General features: G+C 40.8%; 18 protein-coding genes. 15 read left to right on the top strand and 3 right to left on the bottom strand.

What is annotated here, in order from left to right:
- Nucleotides 1-173 precede the first annotated feature (173 nt).
- Nucleotides 174-1,232, bottom strand: a complete 1,059-nt coding sequence (locus tag JN080_RS06390) for a lactonase family protein (RefSeq protein ID WP_256235093.1) — start codon at nt 1,230-1,232, stop codon at nt 174-176.
- Between the two features lie 387 nt (nt 1,233-1,619).
- Entirely contained in the window at nt 1,620-2,078 is a 459-nt protein-coding gene (locus JN080_RS06385; RefSeq protein WP_256235092.1) for a PaaI family thioesterase, read from the bottom strand.
- 334 nt (nt 2,079-2,412) lie between these two features.
- On the opposite strand from JN080_RS06385, the gene JN080_RS06380 reads away from it, so the two are divergent.
- From JN080_RS06380 to JN080_RS06310, 15 genes are all read left to right on the top strand, one after another.
- Nucleotides 2,413-3,741 (top strand): phenylacetate--CoA ligase family protein, encoded by a 1,329-nt coding sequence (locus JN080_RS06380; RefSeq protein WP_256235091.1) that lies wholly within the window; start codon nt 2,413-2,415, stop codon nt 3,739-3,741.
- Between the two features lie 228 nt (nt 3,742-3,969).
- Entirely contained in the window at nt 3,970-4,926 is a 957-nt protein-coding gene (gene paaA, locus JN080_RS06375; protein ID WP_256235090.1) for a 1,2-phenylacetyl-CoA epoxidase subunit PaaA, read from the top strand.
- Nucleotides 4,927-4,944: 18 nt separating this feature from the next.
- Nucleotides 4,945-5,295 (top strand): 1,2-phenylacetyl-CoA epoxidase subunit PaaB, encoded by a 351-nt coding sequence (gene paaB / locus JN080_RS06370; protein WP_256235089.1) that lies wholly within the window; start codon nt 4,945-4,947, stop codon nt 5,293-5,295.
- Nucleotides 5,292-6,104, top strand: a complete 813-nt coding sequence (gene paaC / locus JN080_RS06365) for a 1,2-phenylacetyl-CoA epoxidase subunit PaaC (protein ID WP_256235088.1) — start codon at nt 5,292-5,294, stop codon at nt 6,102-6,104. Before paaB ends, paaC begins: the two co-directional genes overlap by 4 nt.
- A 27-nt stretch (nt 6,105-6,131) precedes the next feature.
- A complete protein-coding gene (gene paaD / locus JN080_RS06360) occupies nt 6,132-6,632 on the top strand; it encodes a 1,2-phenylacetyl-CoA epoxidase subunit PaaD (RefSeq protein WP_256235087.1) in 501 nt (166 codons plus the stop codon).
- Nucleotides 6,633-6,649: 17 nt separating this feature from the next.
- Nucleotides 6,650-6,952, top strand: coding sequence for an EthD family reductase (locus JN080_RS06355; RefSeq protein ID WP_256235086.1), 303 nt, complete (start codon nt 6,650-6,652; stop codon nt 6,950-6,952).
- Nucleotides 6,952-7,728 carry an enoyl-CoA hydratase/isomerase family protein gene (locus tag JN080_RS06350; RefSeq protein WP_256235085.1) on the top strand — a complete coding sequence of 259 codons (777 nt, stop codon included), beginning with the start codon at nt 6,952-6,954 and terminating at the stop codon, nt 7,726-7,728. Before JN080_RS06355 ends, JN080_RS06350 begins: the two co-directional genes overlap by 1 nt.
- A 5-nt stretch (nt 7,729-7,733) precedes the next feature.
- A complete protein-coding gene (locus tag JN080_RS06345) occupies nt 7,734-8,507 on the top strand; it encodes an enoyl-CoA hydratase-related protein (RefSeq protein WP_256235084.1) in 774 nt (257 codons plus the stop codon).
- Nucleotides 8,508-8,521: 14 nt separating this feature from the next.
- Nucleotides 8,522-10,033 (top strand): aldehyde dehydrogenase family protein, encoded by a 1,512-nt coding sequence (locus tag JN080_RS06340; RefSeq protein WP_256235083.1) that lies wholly within the window; start codon nt 8,522-8,524, stop codon nt 10,031-10,033.
- Between the two features lie 71 nt (nt 10,034-10,104).
- On the top strand, nt 10,105-10,974 hold the full coding sequence (locus JN080_RS06335) for a 3-hydroxyacyl-CoA dehydrogenase (RefSeq protein WP_256235082.1): 870 nt from the start codon (nt 10,105-10,107) through the stop codon (nt 10,972-10,974).
- Nucleotides 10,971-12,176 (top strand): acetyl-CoA C-acyltransferase, encoded by a 1,206-nt coding sequence (locus JN080_RS06330; protein ID WP_256235081.1) that lies wholly within the window; start codon nt 10,971-10,973, stop codon nt 12,174-12,176. The genes JN080_RS06335 and JN080_RS06330 overlap by 4 nt, the downstream gene beginning before the upstream one ends.
- Nucleotides 12,177-12,246: 70 nt before the next feature.
- Nucleotides 12,247-13,023, top strand: coding sequence for an enoyl-CoA hydratase-related protein (locus JN080_RS06325; RefSeq protein WP_256235080.1), 777 nt, complete (start codon nt 12,247-12,249; stop codon nt 13,021-13,023).
- A gap of 87 nt (nt 13,024-13,110) precedes the next feature.
- Nucleotides 13,111-13,992: a phenylacetic acid degradation operon negative regulatory protein PaaX gene (gene paaX / locus JN080_RS06320; RefSeq protein ID WP_256235079.1), complete on the top strand. Its 882-nt coding sequence runs from the start codon at nt 13,111-13,113 to the stop codon at nt 13,990-13,992.
- A 118-nt stretch (nt 13,993-14,110) separates the two neighbouring features.
- Nucleotides 14,111-15,064 carry an NAD(P)H-dependent flavin oxidoreductase gene (locus JN080_RS06315; RefSeq protein WP_256235260.1) on the top strand — a complete coding sequence of 318 codons (954 nt, stop codon included), beginning with the start codon at nt 14,111-14,113 and terminating at the stop codon, nt 15,062-15,064.
- Between the two features lie 48 nt (nt 15,065-15,112).
- Complete coding sequence (locus JN080_RS06310; protein ID WP_256235078.1) at nt 15,113-15,535, top strand: PaaI family thioesterase; 423 nt, start codon at nt 15,113-15,115, stop codon at nt 15,533-15,535.
- Nucleotides 15,536-15,606: 71 nt separating this feature from the next.
- Here the strand turns inward: JN080_RS06310 and JN080_RS06305 are convergent, their stop codons facing one another.
- Nucleotides 15,607-16,596 carry an MBL fold metallo-hydrolase gene (locus JN080_RS06305; RefSeq protein WP_256235077.1) on the bottom strand — a complete coding sequence of 330 codons (990 nt, stop codon included), beginning with the start codon at nt 16,594-16,596 and terminating at the stop codon, nt 15,607-15,609.
- Nucleotides 16,597-16,746: the final 150 nt, after the last annotated feature.

The raw sequence follows: 16,746 nt of genomic DNA, 5'->3' as shown, positions 1-16,746 counted from the left end.
GAGGTTATGAAGGACAGCTTTCCCAGTGAGAGACCGTTTTTTGTCCGTCATAAACGGCTCTTACGGATATCCCCGGTCTTGGACGCAATGTTTATTCAATATCAACAACAAAGAATAACAAAGCCAATAAAAAAGGCAGATGACCGTATACAGTTATCTGTCTTTTATTCTAACTACATATGAAGAAACTTAATACAAATCGGATCGGGGACATTAACATCGGATTGTAAAAGGGTAAGTTTTCCTGTTTCAGTATTTCTCGCATATAGCACAAGGTTACTGGAATTTTGATTGGAGGCGACGATAAATTTTTCGGTCGGGTCTAAACTGAAGTCCCTCGGCCAATCTCCTTCTGTTGAGACACGCTCGACAAACTCCAGCTTTCCTGTATTACTGTCAACTTGAAAAACAGCAATACTGTTATGGCCCCGGTTTCCGGCATAAACAAACCGGCCGTCTGAAGAAATATGAATCGCACTGCCCTGATTATTTTCTTTGAAAACCTCCGGCAGGGTAGAGATGGTTTGAATATCCTTAAAGATCCCATTTTCCTGATTAAAAGCTAAGGCGATCACCTCAGAACTAAACTCTGTCATGATGTAAGCAAATTTATGATTAGGATGGAAGGTAAGATGTCTCGGCCCGCTGCCTGGACGGATGGCCAACCGGCTTGCTTCCGTCAATTTCCCATCTTGCCCTATTTGGTAAGTAATAAGCTGGTCAATTCCTAATTCCACAACGGCAAGAAACTTTTCGCCCGGTGTCACCCCGGCAAAATGGGTATGGGCTTTTTCTTGGCGCGGATCCGGACCTGATCCTTCAAACTTCACTACCGATACCGGCGGCGTAAGGGTTCCGTCTGCGTTAATTAAATAAGAAACAACTTCCCCTTTATGATAATTCGTACTGAACGCAAACCTGGTATTGCTGTCTATGCTGACATGGCAGGGAGGAGAGCCTGCCAACACCTGTGTATTAAGCTGTGTAAGCTTTTCCGACTGATCGCTGACTGCCAATGCTGCTATGCCGCCTAATTCCCCTTCTTTCACGATGGAATAAAGGTAACGGTTATCCTTGCTGATCGTAAGGTATGTAGGACTGTCTATTTCCGCGGCCACTTTAATGTCGGTTATTTGGCCTGCTTGGGTGTCTAGTGTAAAGGAGTAAATACCTTCACTTTCCCCTTTTGTATAAGTTCCCACAAACCCAATGAATTGTGTATTCGTAGTCATGATTTAAGCTCCTTGGGAAGAATTTGTTCTGTTTAGTTTATCATAATTTGGTTATTTTACTTATTATTGAGATCGTAAAGATAATTCCTTTAAATTTACAAAATATCCTCCATAAGGGCAGAAATCAACGTAAATTAAGATGAAATGGAGAACTTCAGCTAAACTTGATACAGCGGGGTCTGGTCCTTTATTATTATTTCACTCCAAACAGCCCACCGTTTGATCACAGTGGGCTGTTTTCTATACTAAAAAGTGTACAACTAAAATTTATCTCAGTCGGTGTGCTCCATTCCACAGGATGTGCTGACGTCGACGTTCGCCACAGGACGTGGCGGCCTTTAATCGACATTCCTTAATTTGGATGCTTCCACTTTTCTAATGCTATCTTTATACTTCCTTTTCAAGAGTCTCAACAAAGGAATGACTTTTACGATAAACCATTGCTTCCATGGATGCTATCAGTTCTTCGTCGCTGTAAACATGGATGCTATACCAGGCGAGCCGGTTGGATTTCTTTATTTCCTGAGCAGTTGCTTTAAGCGTTTGTCCTAGTTTTCCAGCAGACATAAAGTTAACATTGGTGGTTACGCCCACCGCAGTTCTCCCGTAAGAGTTACTTGCTGCCGCAAATACGTAATCAGCTAAAGAAAAAATAATCCCCCCATGAATTGTTCCATGGGCATTGATCATGTTTTCATCTGGAGTCAATTCTGCTACTGCGCTCCCAGGGCCAATTTCAATTAATTTTATCCCTAAAAATCGAGCAAATGGTTCATTTTCCATCGTATTGAAGATCTTATCATAATACATTTCGTGAGTGGTTTGATCGCTTAAATTGGTAGTCATAATAGCCCCCTTCTTTCTATCACATAATTGTTGGTAAACATTCTAATTCGATAAAACTAATTCATTGTAAAAAAATAAAACAGTTTTTAAACGTTCGACGAAGTTTTGATATATATCTATTTAAAAAAGTATCACAGCCTAAACTTTATGTAAATAATTAAGTAGCTATTTATTTAATTATTTTTTATTATTACAATTTTCAGATAAAACTATTGACATAGTGGAAACTCGCTATTATTCTATTCATATATTACAATATTGTAATCAGCGTTGAATTACCGTTATACATTATTGGCGTTATGACAATGATCAACACTACAAGGGGGATTTTTTAATGTACAATCCGGAAATTGAAACAGCAACTCATAGTGAAATGGAAAGCTTACAGTTAACTCGACTTCAGCAAACAGTAAAAAGAGTTTTTGAAAATGTTCCATTTTATCAGGAAAAGTTTAAGGAACTTGGTATAACACCTGAAGATATTAAGTCATTGGAGGATGTAAACAAGCTTCCTTTTACAAAGAAAAAGGATTTACGAGACAATTATCCGTTTGGATTATTCGCGGTTCCGATGGAAGAAGTAACCCGGATTCATGGCTCGTCTGGGACAAGCGGCAAACCAACCGTTGTTGGTTACACTGCAAATGATACGAAAACCTGGGCTAAAATTGTAGCTCGTGCTCTTGTTACTGCAGGTGGAAGAAGTTCAGATATTTTTCATAATGCCTACGGTTATGGACTATTTACTGGTGGCCTTGGACTTCATTATGGAGCAGAAGAGATGGGCGCTGCTACTGTTCCTATTTCGGGTGGAAATACAGAAAGGCAAATTACGCTTATTAACGATTTTAAACCAAGAGGAATTAGCGGTACACCATCCTACATTTTAAACATCGTTGAGAAAATGGAGCAAATGGGAATGGATCCGCGAGAAACCTCTATTGAATATGGAATCTTTGGGGCAGAACCTTGGTCCGAGGAAATGCGTGCAACACTAGAAAGTAAGTTAAATTTGAAAGCGGTTGATATTTACGGATTGAGTGAACTTATGGGACCTGGTATTGCCATTGAGTGCCATGAAGCTCAAGATGGTTTACACATTGCAGATGACCACTTTTTAGTCGAGGTCCTTGATCCTGAGACACTGGAACCGGTTGAAGACGGTCAGGACGGTGAACTTGTGTTTACAAGCCTTACAAAGGAAGCGCTTCCGGTTCTTCGTTATCGTACCGGAGATATTGCATCGATTACCCGTGAAAAATGTAAATGTGGAAGAACCACTACACGGATGTCCCGTATTAAAGGAAGAACGGATGATATGATTATCATTCGCGGTGTAAACGTTTTCCCTTCGGAAATTGAACATGAACTATTGAAAATCGAAGGGGTTATTCCTAATTACCAAATTCACTTAATCAAAAAGGGCAGCTTAGACAGTGTTGAGCTCCATGTTGAACTAGATCCGAAACTTCATCACGAAGTTGGACAAGATTTAAGTGACAAAAAAATTGTTCAATTAAAGCGGTTTATCCAACATCAAATGAAATCCGCTTGTTTAGTAACAATGGACGTGATTGTTCATGGACTGGGCGGTCTTCCGCGTTCTGATGGCAAAGCTACTCGAATTGTCGACAAAAGGAAGAGCGATCCCGTAAATGTGTAATTAAATTAGCATAACGTAAATAGCACGTAATATATTTACGGTGGTGTTCAAAAATGAAATGAAAGCGGTTCAACCTCTGCTTGCCTAAGGAATAGAGGCAAGCAGGGTGGTTACATAAAATGAAAATTAAAAAAATAATTAAAATATAGAAAATTCTTGCTTTTTATATAACAACAAAATATAATAACGTTATAGAAACGTTATATAACTTGGAGAGGTGATAAAACAATGAGTATTCTAGAAAGAGAATTAACGGAACAACAGCATTTAGAACAATTTATCGGACGGATTGAAGCTGGAGAAAAAATTGAGGCGGATGACTGGATGCCGGAAGAATACCGGACAACACTCATCAAATTAATATCGATGCATGGTATAAGCGAGATCATGGGAGCCCTGCCAGAGAAAGAGTGGGTACCGAAAGCACCTTCACTAAGACGAAAATTAGGAATTATGGCCAAAGTTCAAGATGAAATGGGACATGGACAATTGCTTCTGCGGGTTGCCGAGGATTTGTTGAAGCCATATGGAAAAGACCGCGGTGACCTGATGATCGATTTATTTAATGGAGATTTAAAGTTTCATAATGTATTCCATATGGAAACAAAAACTTGGGCTGATGCCGGATTAATTGGCTGGCTGGTAGACGGAGCAGCAATTATTACGCAGACCAACATGCTTGGTGCCTCTTACGGACCATATGCAAGAGCACTGCAGCGAATTTGTGCAGAGGAAGTTTTCCATGCCCAGCATGGTGAAGCGATTATTATGGCACTTGCAGAAGGAACAGAAGAACAAAAAGCAATGATTCAAGAAGCATTAAATGGCTGGTGGGAAGCGCTTCTGATGTTTTTTGGACCGGCCAGCAGCAATACCACGGGGTCAAGTAAACAGGATGTAACAATTAAATATAAAATTCGTACAAGTACGAACGAAGAGCTTAGACAAAGCTTCTTTACAAAATATATTCCTCGGATCCTGTCATTAGGTTTAACAATTCCGGATCCAACGTTCCATTTTGACGAAGAACAGCAGCTCTGGGTATATCAGCAGCCTGATTGGAATTATTTCAAACAAATTACCAGAAATAATGGACCGCGTTCACAAGCACGTTTGAACTTAAGAAGAGTCTCATATGAAACAAACGCGTGGGTACGTGATGCGTTAAGTGCAACAGCTGACTAAATGGGAGGGGAAGGGAAAATGGATCAAAAGAAAACATTTTATCAGGAATTTGAAGTTTTTAGTAAACGGACACCATCATCACAATTCCAGCATCAATTTAGTTTATTAGCGCCAAATGCTGAAATGGCGATCGTAATGGCTCAAGAAAATTTTATGCGCCGTGAACCAGTTGCCGATATATGGGTTGTCAATCGTGAACATATTAAAGGCCTGAGCAGTGAGGAAAAAGTAATCTTAAACAGGTTGGATAATAAGGATTACCGGACAACAAAAGGTTATGGCTACTTAAAGAAAAAATGGCGGCACTACGAACAAAAAATGTTTGATGAAAAAGAGATTCTTTCATGGTCGGGAGGTAATGAAAAATGACAGAAGCAAATGTAATATTAGCGCCTGAATATAAAGAAGCAGTGACTGACTTATTATTTCAACTTGCCGATGATGATTTCTTCTATTCCTACAGAGGTTCAGAATGGCTGGGACTAGCACCACATATCGAAGAGGACGTTGCCTCATCATCGATTACCCAGGACAGCATGGGGCATGCGGCGATGTTTTATCAATTGTTAGAAGACTTAGGTGCAGGCAGTGCTGATGCATTAGCCCATTTACGTCCAGCAAATGAAAGAAAGAATTGTTTATTAGTAGAAAGACCGAACGGTGAAGGGTATTACATGGATGTTCCGACATATGACTGGGCAAATGCTGTTGTTCGCAATTACTTTTACACCGTAGCAAAAAAGGTTAAGATTGATTCCTTAAAAAACAGCTCCTATGAGACTTTGGCACAGGCTGCTATAAAAGTGAATATGGAATTGTATTACCATATGCTGCATTGGAAAACGTGGTTTGTTCAATTACTAAGTTCAACAGACGAAGCCAAACAAAAAATGCTGGCAGCGATCGAAAAAGTGGTGGACGATTTTGGTGATGTTTTCTCATTTGGCAACAACGGTGAAAAAATTAATGAATTTGGGTTAATTGAAGAAGAAAGCATTTTAATTCAAAGATGGAAAGATCAGTTGGAACCAGTTTTCCAATCTATTCATCTCACAGTACCAGAAATACCGGCTGCGCAATTATTAAGTGGAAGAAATTCAGAGCATACAGAAGATCTAGATGCAGCGATTGCCACTCTTTCGGAAGTATATCGTTTAGATACAGCTGCTTCTTGGTAATCGATAAATAGAAAAGAGGTGGTTATCATGCAAGCAACTATAAATTCATTGGAAACGAAAGTATTAGGAGCATTAGAACATGTAAATGATCCTGAAATTGATACAGTGAGTATTATTGACCTTGGTATGGTAGAGGGAATATCCGCTGAAGACGGTGTGATTACAATTAAGCTGCTGCCAACGTTTCTCGGCTGTCCAGCGCTTAACATTATTCAAAAGAATATTGAAAACGCAGTCAAGGATATACAGGATGTCCGTGAAGTAAACGTTCAATTTATCCACCACCCGGCATGGACATCCGATCGGATCTCGGAAAAAGGGAGGGCTGGCTTAAAGGCATTCGGAATTGCCCCGCCGCCCCGCTTAATGGAAAGTGACGGTTCCTGGCATGTAGATTGCCCGTATTGCGGTTCAACCTATGTCACGATGGATAATATTTTCGGACCTACGGCTTGCAGGAGTATCTTATACTGTAAATCTTGTAAAAATCCGTTTGAAGCAATGAAACCAATCTCAACATTAATGTAAATAAAGGAGTTTTGAATATGGCAAAATTAATCGCTCTTTATAAACAACCTGAAGATAAGGCAGCATTTGATGAGCATTATTATAACGTACACGTTCCTGTTACGGAAAAAATTCCGGGTTTACGTGAGATGAAAGTAACGAAGTTTACGGGATCACCAATGGGTGGCGAACCTCCCTATTATTTAATGTGTGAAATGCGTTATGACAGCTATGAGGATTTACAAAACGGTTTACGTTCAGAGGAAGGAAAAGCTTCCGGGAAAGATCTGATGAAGTTTGCTGGGAAACTAGTAACCCTGGTCATCGGAGAAGACGAATAATGAAAGCGTATGAATTTATTGAAGCTTCCCTTCAAAATGGGATCGGCCTTATTGAACTAAATAGGCCGGCCCAATATAATGCCTTAAATCGAACCATGGTACAGGAAATTATTGAGGCAGTCGTGAACTTCGATAGGAACGAAGAAGTACTTGTTATCGTAGTGACCGGTAAAGGCCGTGCTTTTTCGGCAGGTGCCGATATTGATGAAATGGCCGCGGATGGCCCGATCAGGCTGGAACTGTTGAATCAATTCGCCCAATGGGACCGTCTGTCGCTTGTTAAAAAACCGATTATCGGTGCTGTAAAAGGGTTTGTATTTGGCGGCGGATTTGAATTAGCGCTAAGCTGTGATTTATTAATTGCGGCCGAAGGGACGGAATTTTCGTTTCCGGAAGTAAACCTCGGCGTTATGCCAGGTGCAGGCGGTACCCAGCGCTTAACAAAAATCGTCGGCAGAACGAAAGCATTGGAATGGCTATGGAGCGGAAGCAGAATTACAACTGCAGATGCCCTTCATCATGGACTGATTAACAGAGTGGTGTCACCGGAATTATTAATGGAAGAAACAATGAAAACAGCTGGACAACTTGCAAAGCAGGCACCGCTTGCGATTCGCTTAATAAAGGATTCTGTCAATAAAGCAGTTGATTATTCACTTTATGAAGGAATGCAATACGAACGAAAAAATTTCTATTTATTGTTTGCATCCGAGGACCAAAAAGAAGGAATGAATGCGTTCATCGAAAAACGCAAGCCAAACTTTAAAGGGAGATAACAAACATGTTTGAAACGATTCAATATTCGGCAGAAAACGGTATCGCCCGGATTACATTAAATCGCCCCAATACTTTAAATGCCTTCACGGCACAAATGAATAGAGAAATCATTAAGGCACTAAAAGCTGCTTCCTCTTCAGAAGATGTCCGCTGCATTGTGATTACCGGTGCCGGACGGGCTTTTTGTTCAGGACAAGACTTATCGGATGTAGATGAAAACATGGATCATGGACAGGTTTTAAGAGAGAACTATGGTCCAATGATCAAGCAAATTCGCCAGGTTGAAAAGCCAATCATTGCGGCCGTCAATGGAATTGCGGCCGGAGCCGGCTTCAGCCTCGCACTTGCCTGTGACTTCCGGATTTTGTCAGATAAGGGAAGCTTCCTAAATGCCTTTATAAATATAGGTTTAATTCCTGACTCAGGGAATAGCTACTATCTTACTAGATTAGTAGGAGAAGCAAAAGCATTAGAAATCTCTGTGCTGGGTGAAAAAATACCAGCAGATCAGGCCCTTTCACTTGGCCTGGCGACAAGAGTATTTACATTAGACAATTTTGCAGCGGAAGTAAACCAATTTGCCGAGCGGATTGCTGCACTGCCAACAAAAGCTATCGGCTTAATGAAGCGAACAATTAGAGCAGCGGGAGAACTTCCATTGCCGGAATATTTAGAACAAGAGGCTCAAGGCCAGCGAATTGCTGGTTTAACAATCGATCACCGCGAAGGTGTCCAAGCATTTATAGAAAAAAGAAAACCGGCTTTTATCGGTAAATAAGAGGAGGAATACAGATGTCAACACAACAAATCGTCGAATCAACAGGTCTAAAAAGAGACTTTTATCATTTAATCATTAACGGTGAAAAAGTAGAAAGCTCGAGTGGTCAAACCATTAAGACATATAACCCTGCTACTGGAGAATTGGTTGCCGAAGTGGCGAAAGCTACAAAGGAAGATGCTGAAAAGGCTGTCCAAGCAGCACGCGAAGCTTTTGACCATGGTAAATGGCGTAAATATCCAGTGAACCGCCGTTCACAGGTTTTAAATAAAATCGCTTCCATTATGCGTTCCCGCTTTAAGGAACTTGTTGAGCTTGAAATCTCAGATACAGGTAAATCTTTAGATGCTGCTCAGGGTCAAGTTTCCCAGGCCATCGAAGACTTTGAATTCTATGCCGGTGCAATTGTGGGACATCGCGGTACAGTGAACAATATGCCTGGTCAGTTTCAGAATTACACAGAAAAAGAGCCTGTCGGTGTTTGTGCACAAATTATTCCATGGAACTACCCACTAATGATGGCAGCTTGGAAAATTGCTCCGGCAATTGCCGTTGGTTGTTCCGTGATCGTAAAACCTGCAAGTTTAACACCACTTACAGCAATTATCCTTGGTGAAATCTGCTTAGAAGCGGGCGTACCTGCAGGGGTTGTCAACATTGTTCCAGGTTCTGGTGCCGAAGTGGGCGATTACTTAGTACAGCATCCAAAAGTAAATAAGGTAGCTTTCACTGGCTCTACTCCGATCGGAAAAGATATCATGGGCAAAGCCTCTGAAACATTGAAACGTGTCACGCTTGAACTTGGCGGGAAGTCTCCAAACCTTGTATTTGAAGATGCCGATATCGATGCAGCTGTTGATGGATCACTTTATGGCATTTTCTACAACTCAGGTCAATCTTGTGAAGCACGTTCCCGTTTATATGTACACGAAGATATTTATGATGAATTTATCACTAAATTTGTCGAAAAGACGAAGAAACTCGTTCTTGGCAACCCATTGGATAAAGGGACACATGTTGGGGCAATCATTGACCAAGGACAATTAAATGTCATTGATGGCTTTGTGAAGTCCGCTATTGAGGAAGGCGCTGAAATTTTAGCGGGTGGTAAGCCGGCTAAAGTGGAAGGATTTGAAGGTGGTTACTGGTACGAACCAACTGTTATTGCAAATGTAAACCATAGCATGACTGTCGTGAAAGAAGAAATCTTTGGTCCAGTTGTTGTTGTGATGAAATTTAAAGATGAAAAAGAAGCTGTTAAACTGGCAAATGATACAGAATTTGGCTTAGGATCTGCTGTTTGGACAAAAGATGGCGCCCGTGGTACCCGTGTTGCCAATCAAATTGAAGCAGGGATCGTGATGTTAAACTGCCCATTCTCGGCAATGCCAGGAACACCATTCGGCGGATATAAACAATCTGGTTTCGGCCGTGAGTTATGTATTGAAACACTTGATCTTTATACCGAAACAAAAAGCATTGTGTCCTATTATGGCAGCCGTCCATTAAATCCATTCGGAGTTTAATAGTTTACTGGTACGAATGGGGCTTTACGGCTCATTCGTACTCTTTTTACCTTAAAAGGAGGGACAGGAGAATGAAAAATATCGTTGTTGTCGGTTCCGGCGTAATGGGACGCGGGATTGCATATGTCGGAGCACTTGGTGGATTTTCCGTTACATTGGTGGATGTGAATGAAAATGCGCTAAAGAGTGCTGAAGGGGAACTAAATATAATTATTGCAAAAGGACGCGAGCGCGGAAAAATTACTGCTGAACAAGAATTACTTATCCAAACCAATCTAACCTATTTAAGTGATTTACCAAAGGCTTCATCTTCAGCTGATCTGATTATTGAGGCTGTGCCTGAAAAGGCTGAAATTAAAAAACAGGTATTTGAAACGATTGAGCAATTTGCTCCTGCTCACTGCCTGTTTGCTACCAATACATCCACGATGAGTCCGACCGAGATTGCTTCTTACGGAAAACGGGCTGAACAGACGATTGCGATGCACTTTTTTAATCCGGTACATAAAATGCCGCTTGTTGAAATTGTCCGTGGTTTGGAAACTAGTGACGAAACAGCGGCAACGGTTAGAAACGTAGCGGAGCAGATGGGTAAAGAAACGGTTGTAATCAACGAATTTCCAGGCTTCGTCACAAGCCGAATCAGCTGTTTAGTTGGGAATGAAGCTTTTTACATGCTGCAGGAGGGACTTGGAACACCGGAGGAAATTGATAAAGCCATCAAGCTTGGCTTGAATTATCCAATGGGGCCATTTGAACTGGTTGACCTTGTCGGGTTAGATGCACGCTTAAATAATTTACGCTATTTGCACGAAAAGCTCGGAGAAAAATACCGTCCGGCTCCATTACTTGAGCAGTATGTTGCTGCAGGAAGATTAGGACGTAAATCAGGTAAAGGTGTTTATGACTATACAAAAAAAGAAGAGCTGGTGAAAAAATGAACGAAGTAGTAATCGTAGATGCTGTTAGAACTCCAATTGGCAGGTATAAGGGTGCTCTAAAAACTGTACGACCGGATGATCTGGGGGCAATCGTTATTAAAGCTCTTCTTGAAAGAAATCCGCAGCTTCCGCCCGAGCAAATTGAAGATGTTATTTTTGGCAACGCCAACCAAGCTGGGGAAGATAATCGGAATGTGGCCAGAATGTCCGGACTGCTTGCTGGCTTACCAGTAAGTGTCGGCGGAACGACGATCAACCGGCTTTGTGGATCAGGTCTTGATGCTGTTATTTATGCGGCTAGATCGATTGCAGTCGGCGAAGGAGATATTTATATTGCCGGTGGAACGGAAAGCATGACAAGAGCACCTTTCGTCATGGCGAAGCCGGAAGCAGATTTTCCAAGAGGGTCAATGGAACTTCAGGATACAACGATTGGCTGGCGCTTTACAAACAAAGTGCTAGAAAAAATGTACGGTGCTGAAACGATGCCGAAAACAGCAGAAAATGTCGCACAGCGCTGTTCCGTTTCCCGGGAAGAACAAGATGAGTTTGCCGTTCAAAGCCAGCAAAAAGCGGCAAAGGCAATGGAAAATGAGCGCTTTGCAAATGAAATTGTCCCTGTTAAGTTTAAAGATCGGAAGGGCAATGAGATCGTGATTCGTCAAGATGAGCATCCCCGTCCGGATACGACTTTAGAAAAGCTAGCAAAATTAAGACCAATATTTGAAGGCGGTACCGTTACTGCGGGAAATGCCTCTGGTGTAAATGATGGCGCTTCTGCTTTGCTGTTAATGAGTGCAGAAAAAGCAAAAGAATTAGGCTTAAAGCCTCTAGCAAAATATGTTGTTGGAGCCGTGGCAGGTCTTGAGCCGACAGTCATGGGCCTTGGTCCGATTTATGCTACAAGGAAAGCACTCAGCAGGGCGAATCTGACAGTTGACGATCTTGGCCTGATCGAGTTAAATGAAGCCTTTGCGTCCCAATCAATTGAATGCATGCGCCAATTAAAGCTTGATCAGGAAAAGGTCAATGTCAATGGCGGTGCGATTGCATTTGGACATCCATTGGGTGCCAGCGGTGCTCGAATTTTAACCACGCTTGTCCATGAAATGAAAAAGAGAAATGTACAATATGGGCTTGCAACAATGTGTGTTGGTGTCGGTCAGGGAATAGCCGCCATCATTGAAAATATCGAAGAGTAATTTTAAAGCCCTTATTTAGTTCTATCTAAATAGGGGCTATTCTTTAAAAAATGAAGGTGAGGTTTTTTTTATGGCAAACGTTTTATTTCAAGTTGAGAATCATATTGGTTACGTAACAGTGAATCGTCCTGATGTTTTAAATTGTTTTAATTATGATACACTATTTGAACTTCAAGAAATCGTTCATGCTATATCCTTAAACCAAGATGTTCACGTGGTTATTTTTACAGGAGCAGGCAGCAAAGCATTTAGTGCCGGAGCCGATTTAAAAGAAAGAAAAACATTATCTGAAACAGAAACAAAAAGGAATGTGAAAGCGATACGGGATGTATTTAACAGCATTGCCCTGCTGCCGCAGCCGACAATTGCAGCGGTAAATGGATATGCACTTGGCGGAGGTTTTGAGTGGCTTTTATCATGCGATTTTGCCATCGCCGCCCAAGGGGTCTCAATGGGACTAACAGAAACAAGCTGGGCAATTATCCCAGGAGCGGGTGGTACGCAGAGATTGCCAAGATTAATTGGTGAAATGAAGGCAAAAGAATTGATTTTTACTGCAAAAAAATTGTCAGCTGAGGAAGCACTTGATTTAGGGATTGTCCTGAAGGTCGTTCACCAAGATGAACTGATTCCTGCCTGCCAGCAATTTGCTGCGGAAATGATGAAAAATGGCCCGGTTGCCATTAAACAAGCGAAATACGCCATAACAAGAGGTATTAATACCGATTTGCAAACAGGTCTGGAAATTGAAGCAAAGGCCTATGAGCTTACGATCCCGACAGAAGATAGACTTGAGGCACTTAATGCATTTAGTGAACGCAGAAAACCAAAATTTTCAGGTAAATAGTCTTGCGTACCTATAGGAAAATATATAATATATTATTAACTAACGTTTGAATAATGTTATATCCAATCAAAAATGGAGGTGAGAAATATGGGGGAAAAAACCCGTTCGATGATCTTTACGATCTACGGTGATTATATTCGCCACTACGGAAATAAAATCTGGATTGGCAGTTTGATCAGTTTGCTAAAGGAATTTGGCCACAATGAACAGGCTGTACGTGTAGCTGTTTCACGAATGTTAAAGCAAGGCTGGATTCAATCGGAAAAACAGGGAAATAAGAGCTATTATTTTCTTACGGACCAAGGTGTAGCCCGTATTGAGGAAGCAGCCAACCGAATCTTTAAATTAAAACCAAATGACTGGGACGGAAAATGGCGGATTTTAATGTATACGATTCCTGAAGAAAAGCGGCACATTCGTGATGAACTGCGGCAAGAATTATTGTGGAGCGGTTTTGGCAGTTTTTCAAACGGCTGCTGGATTTCACCAAACAGCTTAAAAAAAGAAGTGAAGCTTCTCATTGAAAAATATAATATTAGCGAGTATGTTGACTTGTTTCTTTCAGAATATATAGGTCCAAAGGACAATAAAACACTTGTTGAAAAAAGCTGGCCCTTAGATCAAATTATCGATAAATATGAAGAATTTATTGTAAGGTGCAGCAAAAAGTATATCGCCCACCAAAGCATTATTAACCAAGGGAAAATGACGGATGCTGAATGCTTTGTGGAACGGACAAAGCTTGTTCATCATTATCGGAAATTTTTATTTATTGATCCAGGGCTTCCTAAAGAACTTTTACCGGATAATTGGAATGGAACGCTTGCAGCCACATTATTTAACCAATATTATCAGATTCTCGCAGAACCAGCCAGTCGCTTTTTCGAAAGCGTTTTTCAAGAAAATAATGATTTATGGAAGAAAGATGAATCATACGATGCTAAACAGCATCCATATATTACTCAATAAAACAAGCAGCTTTCGTCATTTCTAACCGAGAGCTGCTTTGTTCTAGATTGGAATAATTGCGAAAAAGTCCGAATTATCTTAATGCTAATAATCAATGATTAAGAGGTGAATGAACATGATGTACGATCTCTGTAAACTCCTTTCTATCAAATATCCAATTATTCAAGGCGGAATGGGAAATATAAGCAATTCCCAGCTAACTGCGGCAGTATCTGAGGCAGGGGGCCTTGGCACGATTGGGTGTGGAACAATGACACCCTCCCAAGTGGAAAAAATTATATTGGAAACGAAAGAAAAAACGGGAAATAACTTTGCAGTGAATATCCCGATTACGGTCAGTCCGTATACGAATGAATTAATTGAGCTTATCATAAAACATGAAATCCCAGTGGTGTCATTATCCGCGGGTAATCCGGCTCCATATATCCCGCTTTTGCACGCCAACAACATCGTAGTGATTGCCATTGTTGCATCAGTCAAACATGCTCAAAAAGCCGAAGCAGCAGGGGCAGATGTGTTAGTTGCAGAAGGATTTGAAGCGGCGGGTATAAATTCCAATCTAGAATTAACAACATTTACGCTTATTCCACAAATCAGTCAACACGTGTCTGTTCCCGTACTGGCTGCAGGGGGAATAGCTGATGGAAAGGGATTGGCAGCAGCACTTATGCTTGGTGCGGCAGGCGTGCAGCTTGGCACCCGCTTGATCGCAACAAAGGAAGCACCATTTCACGCTGACTATAAACAAAGATTGGTTGAGGCAGCTGACAATGAAACAGTCATTTTAGGCCGTTCCGTGGGGCAGGTACGTAGAGTATTAAAGTCAGCCTATGCGAGACAAATTATTGAACAGGAGCGGGCTGGCCTGCCGCTGGAAAAATATCGTGAGATGACATCGGAAGACTATCATATTAATGGAGCAATTCGAGGTAATAGTGACAATGGATTTATGAATAGCGGGCAAATTGCAGGGCTCATTGAAGATATTCCTACTGTAAAGGAATTATTCGACGGAATGATTCATCATGCACGAAAGGTTATGGAGGATCGTTTAAATCATTTCACATATTAATTCCTGCTAATTACCGGGACAATTATCCAAGACATGGGGGCTTTCGTAATGGGGGAAATAAACAAAAAAATAGATCTAATGAAAATTGTTACAGACGGGGAACAGCCACCAAATTGTGATTTGACTTTACAGATTAAGGCAACCTATGCTCATAATGGCGTGGCGCGCGGCATATGGACAGTTGATGAAAAGTTTATAAATGGAATTGGTGTTGCGATGGGGGGGTTTGTTGCTTCTGCCGCTGACATCATGATGGCATATGCGATTGCTTCTAAACTGGATGCAGAACAAATGTTTACCTCTATTGATTTACACACTACCTTTCATAGACCGGTTTTAACAGGAGAGGTAGTAGTTGAGGCTAAGGTTGAAAGAATGGGAAAGAAAGTAGTATATGTACTTGCTGATTTATTTCAAAATGAGAAAAAAGCAGCAAGTGTCGTTTCTACAGTGATGATAATTAATGAATAAGTGTTAATAAGTAAAATGGATCATGTATATTCATGATCCATATTTAATTGAAAATTGACTTTTTCGGGTTCCTACTTTTGCAGTACCTTATAGTGCCAGACCCCTTTTACAAGCTCCTTTTCAATTCTTCTTTTTGATTCTAAATAATCCAAATGACCGATAATTTCAGACATTACAAGATCAAATTGCTCATAGTAGATATTTTTGTAATTGACGAACGCTATTTCACTCGCCGTTGTAATTCCAGATTGGATAAGCTGGGTCAGCCGATCTCCTTTTGCCTCGATACGTTCCAGTCTTTTCAGTGTTAAGGCACTTGGATTTTTAATCGGCTCCCCATGACCGGAAAAAACCAAATTAACATCTAATTCCAAGAGTTTCGTTAAGGAGTCAATATGCTGGGAAAGCGAAGGAATTCTGTTTCCAAGTGAGTCGGGTTCAACCAGGGCATTACTTGATATATGTTCAATTAATAAATCACCACCAAACAGCCTATTTTCCCTTTGATCCAAAAAGGCGAGCTGGTCCGGAGCATGTCCTGGGACATTAATAACCTGAAAGTTTAACAACGTATTATCCCTAATCGCTGAGATATCCCCTTCAATAGCTTCATCCTTTTTTGTAACAATTGCTTTCCTTAAATACGCAACCCTTGCTTCACCAACTTGGCCGCAGCCCATCTGATGGTACAGCTTTGCATAAAATTCTGCGCGCATTTCAAGGAAGTCTTTATCCCTTTTTAAGCGGGGAATGGAATCAGGGTGGGTATAAACGGGAATAGGATGCTCTGAAACAATCCTGTTAACCAATCCGATATGGTCAATATGGTGATGGGTTAAAATAATTTCCGTTAAATCACTTAGTTTGAATCCGTTTTTCTTCAGTGTAGTGTTTAAAGCTTCCCAGCATGCCGTATTGTTCCAGCCGGCATCAATGAGTGAAAGGGAATTTTCCTGTTTAACTAAATAGAAATTGACAGTTTTTAATGAGAATGAGGCATTAGGAACAATAATCGGAAAAACCTCACAGCATTCTTTTTTTAGTCCAATCAATAAAGGCACCTCGCAAAAAGTAATATAGTAATCAATAAGATTTATGATAAAAAAAAGGAGGCATACAGCTTATATAAACGTAATATTATAAAAATTCGGAATTGAATTATATTATATTATAACAATCCATTAATCAGGGGGCAAACAGAATGCAATAGA

This window comes from Bacillus sp. EB600 (assembly GCF_024494385.1).
Lineage (GTDB): Bacteria > Bacillota > Bacilli > Bacillales > Cytobacillaceae > JAEVLT01.
This window is presented reverse-complemented; position numbering and strand designations above follow the sequence as displayed.

Excerpts from the sequence above, each read along its gene's own strand:
- JN080_RS06390 (WP_256235093.1), bottom strand. The coding sequence starts at position 1,232 with ATGACTACGAATACACAATTCATTGGGTTTGTGGGAACTTATACAAAA.
- JN080_RS06385 (WP_256235092.1), bottom strand. The coding sequence starts at position 2,078 with ATGACTACCAATTTAAGCGATCAAACCACTCACGAAATGTATTATGAT.
- JN080_RS06380 (WP_256235091.1), top strand. The coding sequence starts at position 2,413 with ATGTACAATCCGGAAATTGAAACAGCAACTCATAGTGAAATGGAAAGC.
- paaA (WP_256235090.1), top strand. The coding sequence starts at position 3,970 with ATGAGTATTCTAGAAAGAGAATTAACGGAACAACAGCATTTAGAACAA.
- paaB (WP_256235089.1), top strand. The coding sequence starts at position 4,945 with ATGGATCAAAAGAAAACATTTTATCAGGAATTTGAAGTTTTTAGTAAA.
- paaC (WP_256235088.1), top strand. The coding sequence starts at position 5,292 with ATGACAGAAGCAAATGTAATATTAGCGCCTGAATATAAAGAAGCAGTG.
- paaD (WP_256235087.1), top strand. The coding sequence starts at position 6,132 with ATGCAAGCAACTATAAATTCATTGGAAACGAAAGTATTAGGAGCATTA.
- JN080_RS06355 (WP_256235086.1), top strand. The coding sequence starts at position 6,650 with ATGGCAAAATTAATCGCTCTTTATAAACAACCTGAAGATAAGGCAGCA.
- JN080_RS06350 (WP_256235085.1), top strand. The coding sequence starts at position 6,952 with ATGAAAGCGTATGAATTTATTGAAGCTTCCCTTCAAAATGGGATCGGC.
- JN080_RS06345 (WP_256235084.1), top strand. The coding sequence starts at position 7,734 with ATGTTTGAAACGATTCAATATTCGGCAGAAAACGGTATCGCCCGGATT.
- JN080_RS06340 (WP_256235083.1), top strand. The coding sequence starts at position 8,522 with ATGTCAACACAACAAATCGTCGAATCAACAGGTCTAAAAAGAGACTTT.
- JN080_RS06335 (WP_256235082.1), top strand. The coding sequence starts at position 10,105 with ATGAAAAATATCGTTGTTGTCGGTTCCGGCGTAATGGGACGCGGGATT.
- JN080_RS06330 (WP_256235081.1), top strand. The coding sequence starts at position 10,971 with ATGAACGAAGTAGTAATCGTAGATGCTGTTAGAACTCCAATTGGCAGG.
- JN080_RS06325 (WP_256235080.1), top strand. The coding sequence starts at position 12,247 with ATGGCAAACGTTTTATTTCAAGTTGAGAATCATATTGGTTACGTAACA.
- paaX (WP_256235079.1), top strand. The coding sequence starts at position 13,111 with ATGGGGGAAAAAACCCGTTCGATGATCTTTACGATCTACGGTGATTAT.
- JN080_RS06315 (WP_256235260.1), top strand. The coding sequence starts at position 14,111 with ATGTACGATCTCTGTAAACTCCTTTCTATCAAATATCCAATTATTCAA.
- JN080_RS06310 (WP_256235078.1), top strand. The coding sequence starts at position 15,113 with ATGGGGGAAATAAACAAAAAAATAGATCTAATGAAAATTGTTACAGAC.